Genomic DNA, 15,771 nt, shown 5'->3' on the forward strand with positions numbered 1-15,771 from the left:
TTAGCAGGTAAACGGCCCGACAATCTCACGCATTGTTGCGCTGCATCAGGACGGTGCAGCCCTACTCCGAGTAGAAGCAGCGCCCGCAGGCCTGGCGGTAGCTCTCGTTGCCGCCGATGCTGATTTGCTCGCCTTCCTTCATGCGCTTGCCATCCTGGTCCACGCGGATATTCATCGTGGCTTTCTTGCCGCAAGTGCAGATGTTCTTGAGTTCCTCGATGTCGTCGGCCAGCGCCAGCAGGTAGGCCGAGCCGGGGAAAGGCTCGCCCCGGAAGTCGCTGCGCAGGCCGTAGGTGATCACCGGGATGCCGCGCACCTGGGCCAGCTTGTGCAGCTGCTGCACCTGGACGGTGGTGAGAAATTGCGCCTCGTCTATCAGCAAACACGCGATCCGTTGGTCAATCTCCTTGAGGAAATCGGTCTCGGCGTCGAATACTTCAGTCTCGCGCTGCGGGCCCAGGCGGGAGGTGACTTTGCCGACGCCGTAGCGGTTGTCGATGGCGGCGGTGAACAGGCGCACGGTCTGGCCCTGCTCTTCGTAGTTATGGGCGACCTGAAGCATCGCCGTCGATTTGCCGGCGTTCATGGCCGAGTATCGGAAATAGAGTTTCGCCACAGTTGTTGCTTGAGAGAGTAATCAAAGCCGGATTATAAGGCGTCGCCACGGCCATGGGCAGGTCTTTGCCGCGCCCGCGAAATTGGCGCATACTGTAAAGATGCAAAAATTGCATATACAAGCACAGAATGATTCCTTCCCAGCGTGTTTTGTGCGGCCTAACATCCGCCCTTTTCACGGAAGGCGCGGCCGACACAATCGGCCGGCGCCGTTTCTAAGCGAGGAGTGTTTATGAACAAACCCCACGAGGCCGCCCTGTTCGGCCTGATCGGCAATACCCCGCTGATCGAAGTCACCCGGCTGGACACCGGCCCCTGCCGCCTGTTCCTCAAGCTGGAATCGCAGAATCCCGGCGGCTCCATCAAGGACCGCATCGGCCTGTCCATCATCGAGGCCGCCGAGCGCGACGGCCGCCTGAAGCCGGGCGGGGTCATCATTGAAGCGACCGCCGGCAATACCGGACTGGGCCTGGCGCTGGTGGGCCGCATCAAGGGCTACCGCGTGGTGCTGGTGGTGCCCGACAAGATGTCCACCGAAAAAGTGCTGCACCTGAAGGCGCTCGGCGCCGAGGTCCACATGACCCGCTCGGACGTGGGCAAGGGCCACCCCGAGTACTACCAGGACTACGCAGCGCGCCTGGCGCGCGAACTGCCGGGCGCTTTCTACGCCGACCAGTTCAACAATCCCGCCAACCCGCTGGCGCACGAAACCACCACCGCGCCCGAGATCTGGGAACAAATGGCGCACGAAGTGGACGCCATCGTGGTGGGCGTGGGCTCGTCCGGCACCTTGACCGGACTGAGCAACTTCTTCCGCAAGGTGCAGCCGCAGCTCGAATTCGTGCTGGCCGACCCCAAGGGCTCCATCCTGGCCGAGTACATCGCCAGCGGCAAGGTGTCCGACACCAGCGGATCGTGGGCGGTGGAAGGCATCGGCGAGGACTTCATCCCGTCCATCGCCGACATGCGCTCGGTGCGCAAGGCCTACACCATTTCTGACCAGGAAAGCTTCGACAGCGCGCGCGCCCTGCTCAGCGCGGAAGGCGTGCTGGGCGGCTCTTCCACCGGCACCCTGCTCGCTGCGGCGCTGAAGTACTGCCGCGAGCAGACCGCGCCCAAGCGCGTGGTCACCTTCGTGGCCGACACCGGCACCCGCTACCTGTCCAAGATGTACAATCACGGCTGGCTGGTGGACCAGGGCATGGTGCAGCGCGCCCAGACCGGCGACCTGCGCGACCTGATCGGCCGCCGCTACGACGAGGGCGACGTGGTCAGCGTGGCCCCGTCCGACACCCTGCTGGTGGCCTTCAACCGCATGCGCGCGGCCGACCTGGCGCAGCTGCCGGTGCTGGAACAGGGCAAGCTGGTGGGCATCATCGACGAATCGGACCTGCTGCTGAAGGTGGACAATCACGCCGAGCAGTTCAGTAGCCTGGTCGGCGCCACCATGACCGCACGCCTGGAGACCCTGCATCCCTCCGCCAGCGTACAGGCCCTGCGCAGCACACTGGACCGGGGCCTGACCGCCGTGGTGGCCGACGGCAGCAAGTTCTACGGCCTGATCACCCGCTTCGATCTCCTCAACCACTTGCGCAGGACGCTATCTTGAGCTCAAACAAAGAACACAAAGCCCACCTGGCCACCCGCGTGATCCACGCCGGGCAGTCGCCGGACCCGTCCACCGGCGCCATCATGCCGCCGATCTACGCCACCTCCACCTTCGTGCAGGAAAGCCCCGGCGTGCACAAAGGCCTGGACTACGGCCGCTCGCACAACCCCACCCGCTGGGCGCTGGAGCGCTGCGTAGCCGACCTGGAAAGCGGCGTGCAGGGCTATGCCTTCGCCTCCGGCCTGGCCGCCATCTCCACCGTGCTTGAAATTGCCGACGCCGGCTCGCACATCATCGCGGGCGACGACATGTACGGCGGCAGCTACCGCCTGTTCGAGCGCGTGCGCCGCCGCAGCGCCGGCCACGACTTCACCTATGTCGACCTGACCAAGCCGGAAAACCTGCTGGCCGCGCTGCGCCCGGAAACCCGCATGGTGTGGGTGGAAACGCCGACCAACCCCATGCTCAAGCTGGCCGACCTGCAAGCCATCGCCACGATCTGCCGCGAACGCAACATCATCGCCGTGGCCGACAACACCTTCGCCAGCCCGCTGGTGCAACGCCCGCTTGAGCACGGCTTTGACATCGTGGTGCACTCGGCCACCAAGTACCTCAACGGCCATTCGGACATCATCGGCGGCATCGCCGTGGTGGCGGGCGAGCCGCGCCAGGCCGAGTGGCGCGAGCAGCTGGGCTTCCTGCAGAACTCGGTGGGCGCGATCGCCTCGCCGTTCGACAGCTTCCTGGCGCTGCGCGGCGTGAAAACGCTGGCCATCCGCATGGCGCGGCACTGCGCCAGCGCGCTGCAGCTGGCCGAATGGCTGGAGCGCGAGCCCAAGGTGAAGAAGGTGTTCTACCCAGGCCTGCAGTCGCATCCGCAGCACGCACTGGCCAGGCGCCAGATGGAAGGCTTCGGCGGCATCATCTCCATCGACCTGCACACCGACCTGGCGGGCGCGCGCCGCTTCCTGGAGCGTTGCGAAGTGTTCGCGCTGGCGGAAAGCCTGGGCGGCGTGGAAAGCCTGATCGAGCACCCCGCGCTGATGACGCACGCCAGCATCCCGGCCGCCCAGCGTGCCGCGCTCGGCATCGGCGACGGACTGATCCGGCTGTCGGTCGGCATCGAAGACCTGGACGACTTGCGGCGGGACTTGCAGAACGCGCTGGCCGCGATCTGAGCCAGCAGGAAGGGCGGCCGGCGAAGCGGACTAACGCGGCTTGGCCGGGTCCGGCACGTTGAACACGCGCCGGACGAAGCTTTCCATGGCCTGGAACACGCCCTCCACGCCAAAGCCTGCAATGAACGACAGCGCCGAACCGCTCAGTGTCCACGCGCCCGCCAAGGCCGGCTCCGCCGTGCTGCCGGTGCCGCTGGCGTTGACGAACAGCCCGATGCACGCGCCTATGGTGGCGCCCAGCGCCAGTTGCCCCAGCGCCAGCGAATAGTCGCGCGGCGACAGCATACTCTCCCGCATCTTGCGCCACAGGTCGCGCACCACTGCCGCGCCGGCGCCCAGAATGCCGTAGCACAGCGGCAGCACGGCGCTACCCAGCACCAGCGTGAGGATGCGCGCGGTTTCCTCGTCGCCGCTCTGGCGCGGCGCACGGCCTGAGCGCAGCCTCGGCTCGGGGATGGGCTCCAGGAAATACGTCGCAGTACGGTATAGCGCCTTCCACGGCTGCAGCCAGGCGGCCAGGTTGCGGCGGGTGACCGCACGCTCGCGGTCCAGCCGGTTGTCCTGTATGCACAAATGGTATTCCTCCACGCTGCGGTAGCGCTGCGCCAGCGGCGTGGCGTCCTGCTGCGGTGCACGGGCCGGGTCGCAATACACGATCAGCGGCGGCGCCGGCGGCGCGGCGGCGCCGGCTACGGCTGCCGCCGTTCCGCTTTGCGGTGCGGCTTTCGCCAGCCGCGCCAGTTCGTCCGCCGCCAGCTTGGCCTCGGCGCTGGACACCTTGGCGGTCAGTTCGCGCTGCTGGGAGCGCAGTGTGTCCAGATGGGTCAGGATCACATTGCCCGCCGTGACGTTCCAGGACAGCAAACAGGTAAACACCAGCCAGATCAGCAGCCCCACCACGATGCGCCAGATGCCCCGGCTAAAGCTGCCCGCCGGTCCGATCAGGCCGGGAAACGCCGTGCGCGCCAGCGACATGCGGGTCGGCGGCCGGGTAAAACCGCCGCCGGGCGCGATCAGGTCGCCGTTGTTGCAGCCTCCCCGCCGCCCCGGCCAGTCACGGCCGCCGGCCCACGGATTGCCGCCACTGCCGCCACTGCCGCCATTGCCGCCGTTATTCCCGTTGCCGGTGCGCCGCTCGCCGTTCTGCGCCGCGCTTTCGCGCCAGCCGCCCGGCCCGGACGGTCCTCCCAGTCCGGGCGCTGCCACCGGGTATTCCGGGCCGCCATTGCCCTGCCTGCCCCGCGCGCGCTGGTCGGTCCGCTCGCCCGAGCGCGCTGCGGTGCCGCGCCTGTCCGCATGGCGTCCCCAGAGTTTGCGCTGGCGCGGGTCGTCCTCCCCCACCACCAGCAAGGTGAAGGCTATCGTCGCCCCGTTGGCTGGCTTGGCGGCGGCGTTGAGCTTGTCTTTGGCGTTCAGCAGAATGGCGGCCTGGTGCGCCTGGGTCTTGGGGCCGTCCTCGGGCGGCCAGCCGATCTCGCAAATTTCCTCGATCAGCATCTGCACGTCCGGCTCCAGGCCCTTGTCCCAGCGGCCGGAAATGAAGTCGAGCAGCAAGTAGACCTCGCTCAACTCGCGCACAAAGATGAAGTCGCGTATCTGGACCGGACGCGCAGGTCCGTCGCGTTTTTCCAAGTCAGCCATGGCGCACCTCCCTACGCCACAGCATGTTCCCTCAAGGCCCGGCCACCATGATCTGCGTCAATCGCGGCAGCCGAACCGGACGAATATGGTTACTCGCCCGGGTGGTATTTGCGTTCCAGGTGCTTCTCCACGTCTTCCTTGTAGAACAGCACCTCCTTGAACTCGCCGCGCGCGTACATCTCGGCCTGGTCCATGAAGTGCGGCGACGCCGGGTTGCCGCTCTGGCCGCCGGCCAAAATGCTCTTGGCGCGCACCCGCTTGCCAAACTCCACCGCCGCCACGAAGCTGTTGCCGCGCTCGCCGTAGATACGCCTGGTCTTCGGCGTGGAGGTCTGGCCGTAAGCGGCCAGCGCGCCCCAGTTGCCGGACGCATATGGCACCGCAATGCTGGGCTTGCTGTCGTCGAAAGGCTGCACCACGTCGCCGGTCAGGCGCTGGAACCGGTTGATCTCGCCCCACGGCGTCTGCCAGCTGCCGAAGTCCTCGGTCAGCTTGGCCGACGCGCGCGCCAGCGCATACAGGCGCTCCTGCGGCGCCAGCTGGGTGGCGATGTAGTCCAGCACCGGCATGTCTTGCTTCTTGGCGGCAGGGCCGAAGATCTTGGCCAGGTCCTGCAGCCAGAAGATGCCCAGCGCGGTCGGCACCGACGTGAGCGAATAGCGCATGTCCCAGCGCCGCAACACGTGCACCTGGGGCGCCAGGCTGGACTTGAGCGTGTCGCCGTCCGGCAGCTCTTCCCAGGCCGCGAACAGCTGCGGCAGCAGCGGTTCGAAGGCGGTGAGCTGGCTGTCGTAGGCGGCGGCGATCAGGCTGTCCAGCGTGAAGTCCTTCTTGTTCTCCAGCACCCGCACCGCGTGGATGCCGCGCGCGTTCTCGGGCTGCGCCGCCATGTAGGCGGGATAGTCGGATGCTTTCGGGCTGTAGGCGCCGGCTGCCGTGAACGGCGTGCTGTTGGTGTTCTGGATCCAGCCGTTTTTCGGATTGAACAGCTGGATGGTGTCCTTCACCGCGTGCAAGCCCTTCCAGTCGGTGGCCGGGTCGCTGCCGTCCACCGGCTTGCGGTAGTCGAAGCGCGGGTCGCGCACCGGGATGAAATTGCCGTGGAAGTAGGCAATGTTGCCGTCCGAATCCGCATACACGGTGTTGTTGGACGAGTTGGTGCGCAGCTCCATGACCTTGTGAAACTCGGCGTAACTGCGCGCCTTGGTGCGCAGCCACGACTGCTGCAAGGCCTTCAGCGGCTCGTTCATCAGGCTCACCGACACCCAGCGGCCACCCACCGAACGCACCACCGGACCACGGTGCGTAAAGTAGGCGGTGACGGTCTTTTCCGCCATGCCGCCGGCGCTCTTGTACGGCAGGCGCAGCTGCACCGCCTTCAGCGGGCGCTCCTCGTGGCCATACTTGTAGAAGAACTTGCCGTCCCTGCCGCTCACCGTTTCCAGGTACTCGTCGATCACGTCGCCGCCGCCGGAGGTGTGCATCCAGCCCAGGCGGTCGTTGAAGCCCTGGTAGACGAAGAACTGGCCCCAGGTCACGGCGCCGTAGGCGTTCAGGCCTTCCTGGCTGCTGAGCTGCACCTCGGGACGGAAGTAGAACGAAGTATGCGGATTTATCATCAGCAGCGCGTTGCCGCTCTTGCTGATGGCGGGTGCGATGGCGAAACCGTTCGAGCCGCTGGGCTCACGGTCCAGGTCGCTTCCGGCAAGGGTCGCGGCGGGGCCAGGCGCGCCGGTCTGCGGCGCCTGGCCGTAGAAGCGCTCCAGCTCCTTCAGGTCGACCGACTCGATGTCGCCGCCGATGCTGCCCTCGCTGAAACTGAGCGCCATCCAGGGCGCGAAGTGCGTGATCAGCGCCGGCTTGACGGAGGGATGCGTCAGCAGGTAATAGTTCAGGCCGTCGGCCCAGGCCTGCATCAGCTTTTTCAGCCAGGCAGGACTGGCGGCGTACTGGGCTTTCAGGCCGGCCGGCGAGATGAACAGTTTCATGCGCAGGTCGCGGTACAGTGCGGTCTCGCCCTGCACTTCGGCCAGGCGGCCCATGGCATTGATGAAATTCAGTTCCACGCGCGGGAAATCGTCCTCCGCCTGCGCGTAGAGCAAGCCGAACACGGCGTCCGCGTCGGTCTGGCCATAGACGTGCGGGATGCCCCACTTGTCGCGCAGGATAGTCACGCGCTGCGCCAGCGCCTTCAGGCGGGCAGCCTCGGCCTTGGGCAGCGCCGCAGCCGCAGCGGGCGCTACCGGGGCTGGCGTGGCGGCAGACGAAGGCGGCGGCGCCGCGTACGCGCACAGGGGAACGGCACAGGCGGCCGCAAGCAGAAGACGCATTCTCGACATACGGCCCCCCGGTTCAGGAAGCGTCAACCAGCTGCGCGATACGTTCGCGCAGCTCCGCGTTCTCGTTACGCAGCTTGGACACGCGGTCCTTCAGCTGCGCCACTTCGGCGCGCAATTGCTCCACTTCGCTCTGCGGCTCGGCGTGGCCGCCGTCCTCGCCGCCCTTGGCTTCCTTCGGCGGACGCGATGCGGCGCGCTGTTCGCGGATTTCCTTGGCGGCTTGCTGCAGCAGCTTCTTGCCGCCCGCCACCGCCGCCACCTGCTCGGCCTCCGGCAACGAGGCCACCGTGGCGGCCGCGTTGATGGAAATGGTGCCGGCGCGGACCGCCTCCACCAGTTCAGGCGCGGCGGTCTTCTGGATCTTCTCGATCTGGCTGATGGTGTTGCTGCTCAGGCGCGCTGCGCGGGCGATGTCCTCGCGGGAGGTGCGCACCTTGGCCGGCGTGGGCGCCGCCTCGTCGGCCGGCTCGGGCGGCGCGATGCTCGCGTCCTCGGCGGCCGCCTTGGCGGCGATCTCGGCGGCGCGGGCGTCCATGATGTCCTTCTTGCGCAGCGCCAGCACGCCGCGCTGGAAGTCCGACACGCTGCGGCGGCCCAGGTGGTTGTCTATCATCCACAGCATCACGTCCTCCATGCTGTGGAAGGACTCATTCTGGATCACCTTGAACGGAATGCTGTGGCGCTGGCAGATGGAGTAGCGGTTGTGGCCGTCCACCAGCACGTCGTTCCACAGCACCAGCGCGTCGCGGCAGCCCTCGGCCAGGATGCTGCGTTCAAGCGCAGCGTACTCGGCCTCGGTGAGCGGGTCGATATAGCTGCGCAGCATGTCATTGATTTGGATTTGCATTCGGTATTCCTGGAAAAAGCAGGCGCGGCCGGCGCGCTACGCGCACCCTGCCCCCACGCCGTCCAGCATGCTACACCAATTGCGTGCCCAACCCAAGATGCCGGGGCCGCCGCCGGCGCTTATGCCCGGCGCACCCGCAATACCCGCTCCGCGCCCACGCAGTTGACAGCAAAGCCATTGCGGCCCGCCGCCTTCACCCCGTACAGCGCCTGGTCGGCCGCCCGTATCACATCGTCGGCCGACACCGGATGCGCCGTGGTCAGCGCGATGCCCACGCTGGTGGTCACTGCCAGCGAGGTGTTGCCAAGTATGAACGGCGCCCGCATGGCGTCGACGATTTTGCTGCCCAACAAGCTCATTTCGGCGCCGGACGGCAATTGCTCGAACACGATGACGAACTCGTCGCCGGCCAGCCGGGCCACGGTGTCGGTGTAGCGCACGGCAGCGGTCAGGCGGCGCGCGAACTCGACCAGCACGGCGTCGCCGGCGGCGTGGCCGTGCAGGTCGTTGATGGCCTTGAAATGGTCGATGTCGAGGAAAGCCATGCCGACCTGCTGGCCGCTGCGCTGGGCGCGGGCCAGCGCACGCGGGAAGAACTCGTCGAACATGCGGCGGTTGTTGATGCCGGTCAGCGCATCGGTGGTGGCCAGGCGGTGCAAATCCTGTTCGGCCCGCTCGCGGCGCTGCGACAGCGAGAAAAATGCCCGGCTCAGTTGTGCAAACTCATCCCGGCCCGGCACGTCGAACACCTGGATATTGGCGGCGCCGCTCTCGATGTCGACCACGCTGCGGTGCAGGTGCAGCAGCGGGCGCAGCATCAGCTTGACCAGCAGCCAGCCGAACAGTCCGGCCAGCAGCGTTACCGTGGTGGCGGCGGCAAACGCCCGCACGCGCACGCTCGCCATGGGGGCGAACGCGCTCTGGATCGGATAGGAAACCGCGATGGTCCAGTCGACCTCGCGCAGGCGCTGGTGCGCCAACAGGGTCGGCACGCCCTCGTCCAGCAAGTCGTCGGTCCAGCCATCGGCACTGCCCAGCACCGCGTCCACCAGGGACCCGTCGCCGGCGTCGCCCCGGCTCAGCAGCAGTGCCTTGTTGGGATGATGCACAAAGGTGCCGTCGCCGGCCACGATGAACAGGTAGCCGCCGGCGCTGGCGCGCAGATTGTCCAGCCGCGCCGAGAACGAGGGCCGCAGCAGCTCGATGGCGCCCAGCAGCACGCCGATGATCTCGCCCTTGGCATTCAGCAGCGGCTGCGTCAACGCCACCACCGGCTTGCCCGACAACACGCTGCGGAACGGCGCCGACGTCACCCCCTCGCGGGCGCGCAGCGTGTCCTGGAAATACTTGCGGGCCGCCACGTTCAGCGTGCCTTTGGCGCGACGGTCGCGCAGGCTGGCCACCAGGTTGCCTTCGATGTCGAATACGGTGACGTTGAAGAATTCGTCACGCAGGGAACCATGCGCTTCCAGCAGCGTCTGCATGTCGCCCAGCGAAGGTTCCTTGCCCGCGACCTGCTCGGTGAGCGACTTGAGCAGCTGGCGCTTGGCGATGATGTCGCGGTCCACGTACGCCGCCGCGCTGGCCAGCAAGGTGAGCTCCTGCTGCGCGATGGACTGCCGCATGGCCGACTCGGCGATCAGCAGCGACACGCCGCCCACGCCCAGCCCGGCAATCAGCACCATGGCGGTGACCAGCAGGGTGATCTTGAATTTGAAACTGAGGAAAAAGTGTAAAACCGGCCGCATGGGAGCCTCCTGCCGCGCACTGCGCGCATAGCGATACAAACTTCCGGCGGAGGTTGGGCCAGTTCCGTTGCCAAGCGCGAAGATCGGGCGCCGGCGGACATGGGAGAATTATAGTGGATAACGGGTAGGTGTTTCGCCTAAGAATCTTTCTCGATGCATGGTGTTGCGGCATGGCAACGTACGCCGTCTGCCGCGTCACCGATTACGTTGCTCCAATGCAAATTTGCCGGTTGAGCAGCTGTCATGGCATAATGCGGGGCTGTGTATGCCCCGGTGGTGAAACTGGTAGACACATGAGACTTAAACAATTTGAGCCCGCTGGTCGAAAGGCCGGTGGTGAAACCTGTCAAATTCGGTGAAACCCCTGACATCACGTCGAGGCAATGCCGAGCGAAGCCTGGCGCAAGCCGGGAACGTGTAGAGACTAGACGGCAGGCACCTACCGCGCGCGAGCGCCACGGTGAAGGCATAGTCCAGACCACGAACAGTTGCCGGTAGCGGCAGCTGGCGGTGAAAACCGTAGTGGTACGAAAATCTCCCGCTCGCAAGGGCGTGCCGGTTCGATTCCGGCCCGGGGTACCAATACACAGCCTAGATGTACGAAAGCCCGCTCCATGCGGGCTTTTGTTTTTTTACGGCGCGTCCGCGAAGCTTTTACGGCTAGCAACCTTATTGTCTTTGCGGCGGAAATGGCTGGCCCGGCTGCCGTACCGCCGGCGCCCACAGCCCCGGGCGCCGCTGGCAGCGAATCTTATTCCCCATGGCAATATCTTGCCATTTAGTATTGCAAACTTTACAAACTTGCATAATACTGCCAAGGCCGGTCCGCGCCGCTGCGGATCCCCAACTGGAATGAGCAAACGATGACCTTTTTCGCCCGGAAGAAAACCATGCTGGCAATCGGCCTGCTGGTACTGGGCGGCGCTGCCGCCGCCTACCATCAGAAAACCAAGCCGCCCGTGGTCGAGCCTTCCAGGTACCGCGACGCTGCCGCCGATATCGGCAACATCACCCAGACCGTCACCGCCAACGGCACCATCAACCCGGTGGCACTGATCAATGTCGGCTCTCAAGTGTCCGGTACGGTGATCGAGCTGCACGCGGACTTCAACGACCGCGTGAAAAAAGGCCAGGTGCTGCTCAAGCTCGATCCCACCATCTTCAACGCGCAGATCCGGCAGTTCGAGGCCGGCCTGGCCTCAGCCCAGGCTTCGCTGCGCCTGGCGCAAGCAACCTACGCGCGCAACCAGACGCTGGTGGCGCAAAGCTATGTGTCGCCGCTGTCGCTGGACCAGTCCAAGCGCGAGGTGGAGGTGGCGCAGGCCAACATCAAGCTGGCCTCGGCGCAGCTGGACCGCGCGCAGGCGGACTTGAACAACAGCGTGATTCGCGCCCCCATCGACGGCGTCGTCATCAAGCGCACCATCGACCTGGGCCAGACCGTGGCGGCGTCGTTCACCACCCCCAATCTGTTCCAGATCGCGCGCGACCTGACCAAGATGCAGATCGACACCAACGTGTCGGAAGCCGACATCGGCGCGCTGAAGGAAGGCCAGGAGGCGCGCTTCGTGGTGGACGCCTACCCGGACAAGGAATTCAGCGCCCGCATGCGCCAGTTCCGCCTGGCCGCCACCGTGCTGCAGAACGTGGTGACCTATAACGTCGTGCTGGACGTGGACAACCAGGACGAACTGCTGAAGCCAGGCATGACCGCGCAGGTGCGGCTGGTGGTGGGCAACCGCCAGAACGTGCTGCGCATTCCCACCGCTGCGCTGCGCTTCCGCCTGAGCGACGAGGAGCTGGAGAAGGAAGCCAAAAAGAAGAAGGAGCTGCTGGCCAGTGCCTCGGCCTCGGCAACAGCCACCGCGGCCGCCGTCCCCGCTCCGCAGCAGGAGGACGACCTGGCCTTCCGCAGCAAGAACGACCTGCAGCGCTCTTTCAAGATCTACACGCTGGACGCGAAGAACCAGCCGGTGCCGGTGGATATCCGCATCGGCCTGTCCAACTTCCGCTACACGGAAGTGGTGGGCGGCGCGCTGAAGAAGGGCGACAAGGTGATTACCCGTGCCATGAGCGGCAAGCCGGAGGGCGGCGCGTGACGACCGCCTCCGATACGCTGATCGACATCCGCCAGGTCACCAAGAGCTACTACTCGGGCAACGTGGAAACGCAGGTCCTGTTCGGCATCGACCTGGCGGTACCGCGCGGGGACTTCCTGGCGGTGATGGGCCAGTCAGGCTCCGGCAAGTCCACGCTGATGAACATCTTCGGCTGCCTGGACCAGGCCAGCAGCGGCAGCTACCTGCTGAACGGCGTGGACACGCTGTCGCTGTCGCGCGCCGAGCTGGCCACGATACGCAACCGCACCATCGGCTTCGTGTTCCAGAGCTTTAACCTGATCAAGCGCATGAGCGTGGCCGAGAACGTGGCGCTGCCGCTGATCTACGCCGGCGTAGCGCGCGGCAAGGCGCACGCCAAGGCGCTGCTTGAGCTGGAGCGGGTCGGCCTGGCGGACTTCGCCCGGCGCACGCCCAACCAGCTGTCCGGGGGCCAGCAGCAGCGCGTGGCGATCGCGCGCGCCTTGGTGGGCGACCCGCCGCTGATCCTGGCCGACGAACCGACCGGCAACCTCGATACGCAAACCAGCATCGACATCATGCGCGCCTTCCAGCAGCTCAACGACGAACGCGGCATCACCATCCTGCTGGTGACGCACGAGCCGGACATCGCCGCCTACGCCAAGCGCCTGATGCGGCTGAAGGACGGCCGCGTGCTGTACGACGGTCCCGCGATGGAAGGCCTGCGCCAGCTGGCCCTGGGCCACGAACAGCAGCTGCTCGCCAGCGCATAACTTTACTCGGTCACGACATGAACTTTCTACAGGTAGTGGTGGAGGCGTTCCGCTCCATGAACGCCAACCGCCTGCGCACCGCGCTGACCATGCTCGGCATCATCATCGGCATCACCTCGGTGGTGCTGTTGCTGGCCGTGGGCGACAGCATGAAGCGTTTCATCAGCGCGGAGTTGGAACAGCTGGGCACCAACATGCTGTTCATCTCCCCCGGCGGCAACCGCGCGCAGCAGCAGCGCCTGCGCAACAACGCCGCCCCTTCTCTCACCATGCAGGACGCCGCCGCGCTCAACGCCCTGCCCTCGCTGTCCGGCGCCGCGCCGGTGCTGCAGGGCGGTTTCAACCTGTCGGCCGGCAGCGAAACCGCGTCCAAGACGGTGTTCGGCGTCACCCCTGCGATGTTCAAGATCCGCAACTGGAAAATAGACCAGGGCAGCATCTTCAGCGAGGCGGACGTGCGCGCCGGCGCGCGCATGGTCGTCATCGGCCAGAAAATCGCCGACCAGTTTTTCTACAAGACCGACCCGCTGGGCAAATACATCCGCATCGAGAACGTAGCGTTCCAGGTAGTGGGCGTGCTGTATGGCGAAGGCAAGCAGGTCGACGGAGGCGACTTGAGCGAATACGTGGTGGTGCCCATCACCGCCGCCAGTTCCAGCCTGATACGGCTGCCCTTCCCCGACAACGTCCATTACGTGGTGGCGCAGGGCCGCTCCGGGGGCCAGCTGGCCGACGCCATCTCCGACATCAACGAAACGCTGCGCGACCGCCACCGCATCAAGTTCGAGGAACCGGACGACTTCCGGGTCGACAACCTGGCCTCCTTCGCCGAAACCGCCAACAAGATCAGCACCGGCCTGGCCGTGCTGCTTGGCCTGATCGGCGCCATTTCGCTGGTGGTGGGGGGCATCGGCATCATGAACATCATGCTGGTGTCGGTCACCGAACGCACGCGCGAGATCGGCATCCGCATGGCCATCGGCGCCAAGCCGCGCGACGTACTGCTGCAGTTTCTCACCGAAGCGGTGGCCATTTGCCTGGCCGGCGGCGTGGCCGGGATCTTGCTTGCCAGCGCGGCGGCGGCCGGCATCAGCTCCGCCAGTGATTTCAAAGTGGAAATTACATCCAGCGCGGTGGCCGTCGCCTGTGGTTTTTCCACACTAGTGGGCGTTTTCTTCGGTTTCTACCCTGCGCGCCGGGCGTCGAAGCTGCTGCCGGTGGACTGCCTGCGCTATGAGTAAGGACTCAGTAGTAATAAGCATGTTACATTCCGTAGGATTTGACCTACAATGTACTAAGGTTATCAATTCGAAAACTTGCGATGTAGAAATTATAACTATTTTTGTTGCGCGAACGCACCAGGAATTGTTACAGGAGCATGAAATTTAACGATTGATGACCTCAGCCGCATGCTGATGTGTTAGACTTTTTCTACACTGCAACGGGTAGAGTCAAAATGAAAACATTCACTATCTCAGCGATTGCGTTTTACTTCTTTTACGTACTGAACGGCTTGATGGCGCCCTCCCACGCGCAACGAGCGGGCAGCGCGTGCGCAGACGTGATCGCCGGCATCGATTCCGGCGCTAAAACCAGCATGCCCAAGCACTGCAAGCGCGACGCGCTGGTAGCGCAACAGGTAGCCACCGCCGTCCCAGGCAACTGACGCAGGCATCACCCGCGCCGGCCCCCTCCCCGCCGGTTGTTTGACCATATTTTCCACCGACTATTTGCGCTCCACGCCAGTCTTGGCGTGGCTGCGCCTTTGCGCGTGATAAATGCCGGTATGGCCTGAGAACAGGTAGCTGACCACGCAGGCCAGCGCCGCGTATGGCCCGATTTCGGGGCCGAACAGTTCCATCGCCATCACCGTGCACGCGATCGGCGTGTTGGCCGCGCCTGCGAACACCGCCACGAAGCCCAGCCCGGCCAGCAGCGCGAATGGCAGGTGCAGCAACGGCGCCAGCGCGTTGCCCAGCGTGGCGCCGATATAGAACAGCGGCGTGACCTCCCCGCCTTTGAAGCCGCTGCCCAGCGAGGCCACGGTGAACCCGAACTTGCCCAGGCTATCCCACGGCGCAAGCGGGTGCCGGAAGGCGTCCGCAATGACGGGCAGGCCAAGGCCGACATAACGGTCGCTGCCTATGGCCCATACCGCCAGCGCGATTGCGGCACCGCCCAGCAGCGGGCGCGCCGGCGCGTAGGCGACGCGCCGCTTCATGAAGGCGGCCGCGCCATGCGCCGCCTTCGCGAACAGCATGCCGGCCAGGCCGAACATGACACCGGCCGCCATCACCGCCAGCAGCGCCAGCGCGCCGACCGGCACCTGCGGCCCCACCGCGTAGTGCATGTGCTGCACACCCCAGGCCATGCCCGCCTGGTCGGCGACGATGGCAGCCAGCATGCATGGGAAGATGGCGTCATAGCGCATGCGCCCGATGGCCAGCACTTCCAGGCCGAAAATGGCGCCGGCCAGCGGCGTGCCGAACACCGAGGCGAAACCGGCGCTGATGCCGGCCATGAGCAGGATGCGCCGGTCTTCATGCTCCAGCCGGAATACATGCGTGAGCTGGTCCGCCAGCGCGCCGCCCATTTGCACCGCCGTGCCTTCGCGCCCCACCGAGGCGCCGAACAGGTGCGAGACGATGGTCCCGCCCAGCACCAGCGGCGCCAGGCGCAGCGGCACCACCTGCTTCGGATCGTGGATCTCGTCGATCAGCAGGTTGTTGCCCGCTTCCACCGAACGGCCAAAGCGCAGATAGATCCAGCCGACCGCAAAGCCGGCCAGCGGCAGCAGCCAGACGATGGCGGGATGGGTCTGGCGCCACGCGGTGGCGGCATCCAGCGCGAACAGGAACAGCGCCGACGCGGAACCGGCCAGCACGGCGACGAGGCTGGCAATCACGGTCCACTTGGCGAGATAGGAGAATGGCTGGGTCAAGG

12 protein-coding genes are annotated in these 15,771 nt (G+C 65.7%); 6 read left to right on the plus strand and 6 right to left on the minus strand.

Going from position 1 to position 15,771, the window contains the following annotated elements; genetic code table 11:
- Nucleotides 1-61: 61 nt before the first annotated feature.
- A complete protein-coding gene (locus AC6H42_RS11815; protein WP_057154710.1) occupies nt 62-616 on the minus strand; it encodes a thymidine kinase in 555 nt (184 codons plus the stop codon).
- Between the two features lie 231 nt (nt 617-847).
- On the opposite strand from AC6H42_RS11815, the gene AC6H42_RS11820 reads away from it, so the two are divergent.
- Both AC6H42_RS11820 and AC6H42_RS11825 read left to right on the plus strand, forming a co-directional pair.
- Nucleotides 848-2,224: a pyridoxal-phosphate dependent enzyme gene (locus AC6H42_RS11820; RefSeq protein ID WP_497548115.1), complete on the plus strand. Its 1,377-nt coding sequence runs from the start codon at nt 848-850 to the stop codon at nt 2,222-2,224.
- A complete protein-coding gene (locus AC6H42_RS11825) occupies nt 2,221-3,402 on the plus strand; it encodes a trans-sulfuration enzyme family protein (RefSeq protein WP_057154712.1) in 1,182 nt (393 codons plus the stop codon). Before AC6H42_RS11820 ends, AC6H42_RS11825 begins: the two co-directional genes overlap by 4 nt.
- A gap of 30 nt (nt 3,403-3,432) precedes the next feature.
- On the opposite strand, the gene AC6H42_RS11830 is transcribed toward AC6H42_RS11825, so the two are convergent.
- The 4 genes from AC6H42_RS11830 to AC6H42_RS11845 all read right to left on the minus strand — a co-directional run bounded on the left by AC6H42_RS11830 (nt 3,433) and on the right by AC6H42_RS11845 (nt 9,977).
- Entirely contained in the window at nt 3,433-5,043 is a 1,611-nt protein-coding gene (locus tag AC6H42_RS11830; RefSeq protein ID WP_057154713.1) for a hypothetical protein, read from the minus strand.
- Nucleotides 5,044-5,132: 89 nt separating this feature from the next.
- Entirely contained in the window at nt 5,133-7,373 is a 2,241-nt protein-coding gene (locus AC6H42_RS11835; RefSeq protein WP_497548116.1) for a penicillin acylase family protein, read from the minus strand.
- 22 nt (nt 7,374-7,395) lie between these two features.
- Nucleotides 7,396-8,229, minus strand: coding sequence for a hypothetical protein (locus tag AC6H42_RS11840; RefSeq protein WP_057154715.1), 834 nt, complete (start codon nt 8,227-8,229; stop codon nt 7,396-7,398).
- A 119-nt stretch (nt 8,230-8,348) separates the two neighbouring features.
- Nucleotides 8,349-9,977 (minus strand): sensor domain-containing diguanylate cyclase, encoded by a 1,629-nt coding sequence (locus tag AC6H42_RS11845; RefSeq protein WP_057154716.1) that lies wholly within the window; start codon nt 9,975-9,977, stop codon nt 8,349-8,351.
- An 863-nt stretch (nt 9,978-10,840) separates the two neighbouring features.
- Here AC6H42_RS11845 and AC6H42_RS11850 point away from each other — a divergent pair.
- The 4 genes from AC6H42_RS11850 (at nt 10,841) to AC6H42_RS11865 (ending at nt 14,494) form a co-directional block, all read left to right on the plus strand.
- Nucleotides 10,841-12,076 (plus strand): efflux RND transporter periplasmic adaptor subunit, encoded by a 1,236-nt coding sequence (locus AC6H42_RS11850; protein WP_057154717.1) that lies wholly within the window; start codon nt 10,841-10,843, stop codon nt 12,074-12,076.
- Nucleotides 12,073-12,828, plus strand: coding sequence for an ABC transporter ATP-binding protein (locus AC6H42_RS11855; protein ID WP_057154718.1), 756 nt, complete (start codon nt 12,073-12,075; stop codon nt 12,826-12,828). Before AC6H42_RS11850 ends, AC6H42_RS11855 begins: the two co-directional genes overlap by 4 nt.
- A gap of 17 nt (nt 12,829-12,845) precedes the next feature.
- Nucleotides 12,846-14,069 (plus strand): ABC transporter permease, encoded by a 1,224-nt coding sequence (locus AC6H42_RS11860; protein ID WP_229418136.1) that lies wholly within the window; start codon nt 12,846-12,848, stop codon nt 14,067-14,069.
- A gap of 215 nt (nt 14,070-14,284) precedes the next feature.
- A complete protein-coding gene (locus tag AC6H42_RS11865; protein ID WP_157200882.1) occupies nt 14,285-14,494 on the plus strand; it encodes a hypothetical protein in 210 nt (69 codons plus the stop codon).
- Between the two features lie 60 nt (nt 14,495-14,554).
- Here AC6H42_RS11865 and AC6H42_RS11870 read toward each other — a convergent pair whose 3' ends face one another.
- Complete coding sequence (locus AC6H42_RS11870) at nt 14,555-15,769, minus strand: voltage-gated chloride channel family protein (protein WP_497548117.1); 1,215 nt, start codon at nt 15,767-15,769, stop codon at nt 14,555-14,557.
- Between the last annotated feature and the right edge of the window lie 2 nt (nt 15,770-15,771).

It is taken from the genome of Massilia sp. NBRC 108631, from assembly GCF_059704565.1.

What these genes read in the sequence shown, in the direction of transcription:
- AC6H42_RS11860 (WP_229418136.1), top strand. Translation starts at nt 12,846, where the DNA reads ATGAACTTTCTACAGGTAGTGGTGGAGGCGTTCCGCTCCATGAACGCC.
- AC6H42_RS11820 (WP_497548115.1), top strand. Translation starts at nt 848, where the DNA reads ATGAACAAACCCCACGAGGCCGCCCTGTTCGGCCTGATCGGCAATACC.
- AC6H42_RS11850 (WP_057154717.1), top strand. Translation starts at nt 10,841, where the DNA reads ATGACCTTTTTCGCCCGGAAGAAAACCATGCTGGCAATCGGCCTGCTG.
- AC6H42_RS11835 (WP_497548116.1), bottom strand. Translation starts at nt 7,373, where the DNA reads ATGCGTCTTCTGCTTGCGGCCGCCTGTGCCGTTCCCCTGTGCGCGTAC.
- AC6H42_RS11840 (WP_057154715.1), bottom strand. Translation starts at nt 8,229, where the DNA reads ATGCAAATCCAAATCAATGACATGCTGCGCAGCTATATCGACCCGCTC.
- AC6H42_RS11865 (WP_157200882.1), top strand. Translation starts at nt 14,285, where the DNA reads ATGAAAACATTCACTATCTCAGCGATTGCGTTTTACTTCTTTTACGTA.
- AC6H42_RS11845 (WP_057154716.1), bottom strand. Translation starts at nt 9,977, where the DNA reads ATGCGGCCGGTTTTACACTTTTTCCTCAGTTTCAAATTCAAGATCACC.
- AC6H42_RS11830 (WP_057154713.1), bottom strand. Translation starts at nt 5,043, where the DNA reads ATGGCTGACTTGGAAAAACGCGACGGACCTGCGCGTCCGGTCCAGATA.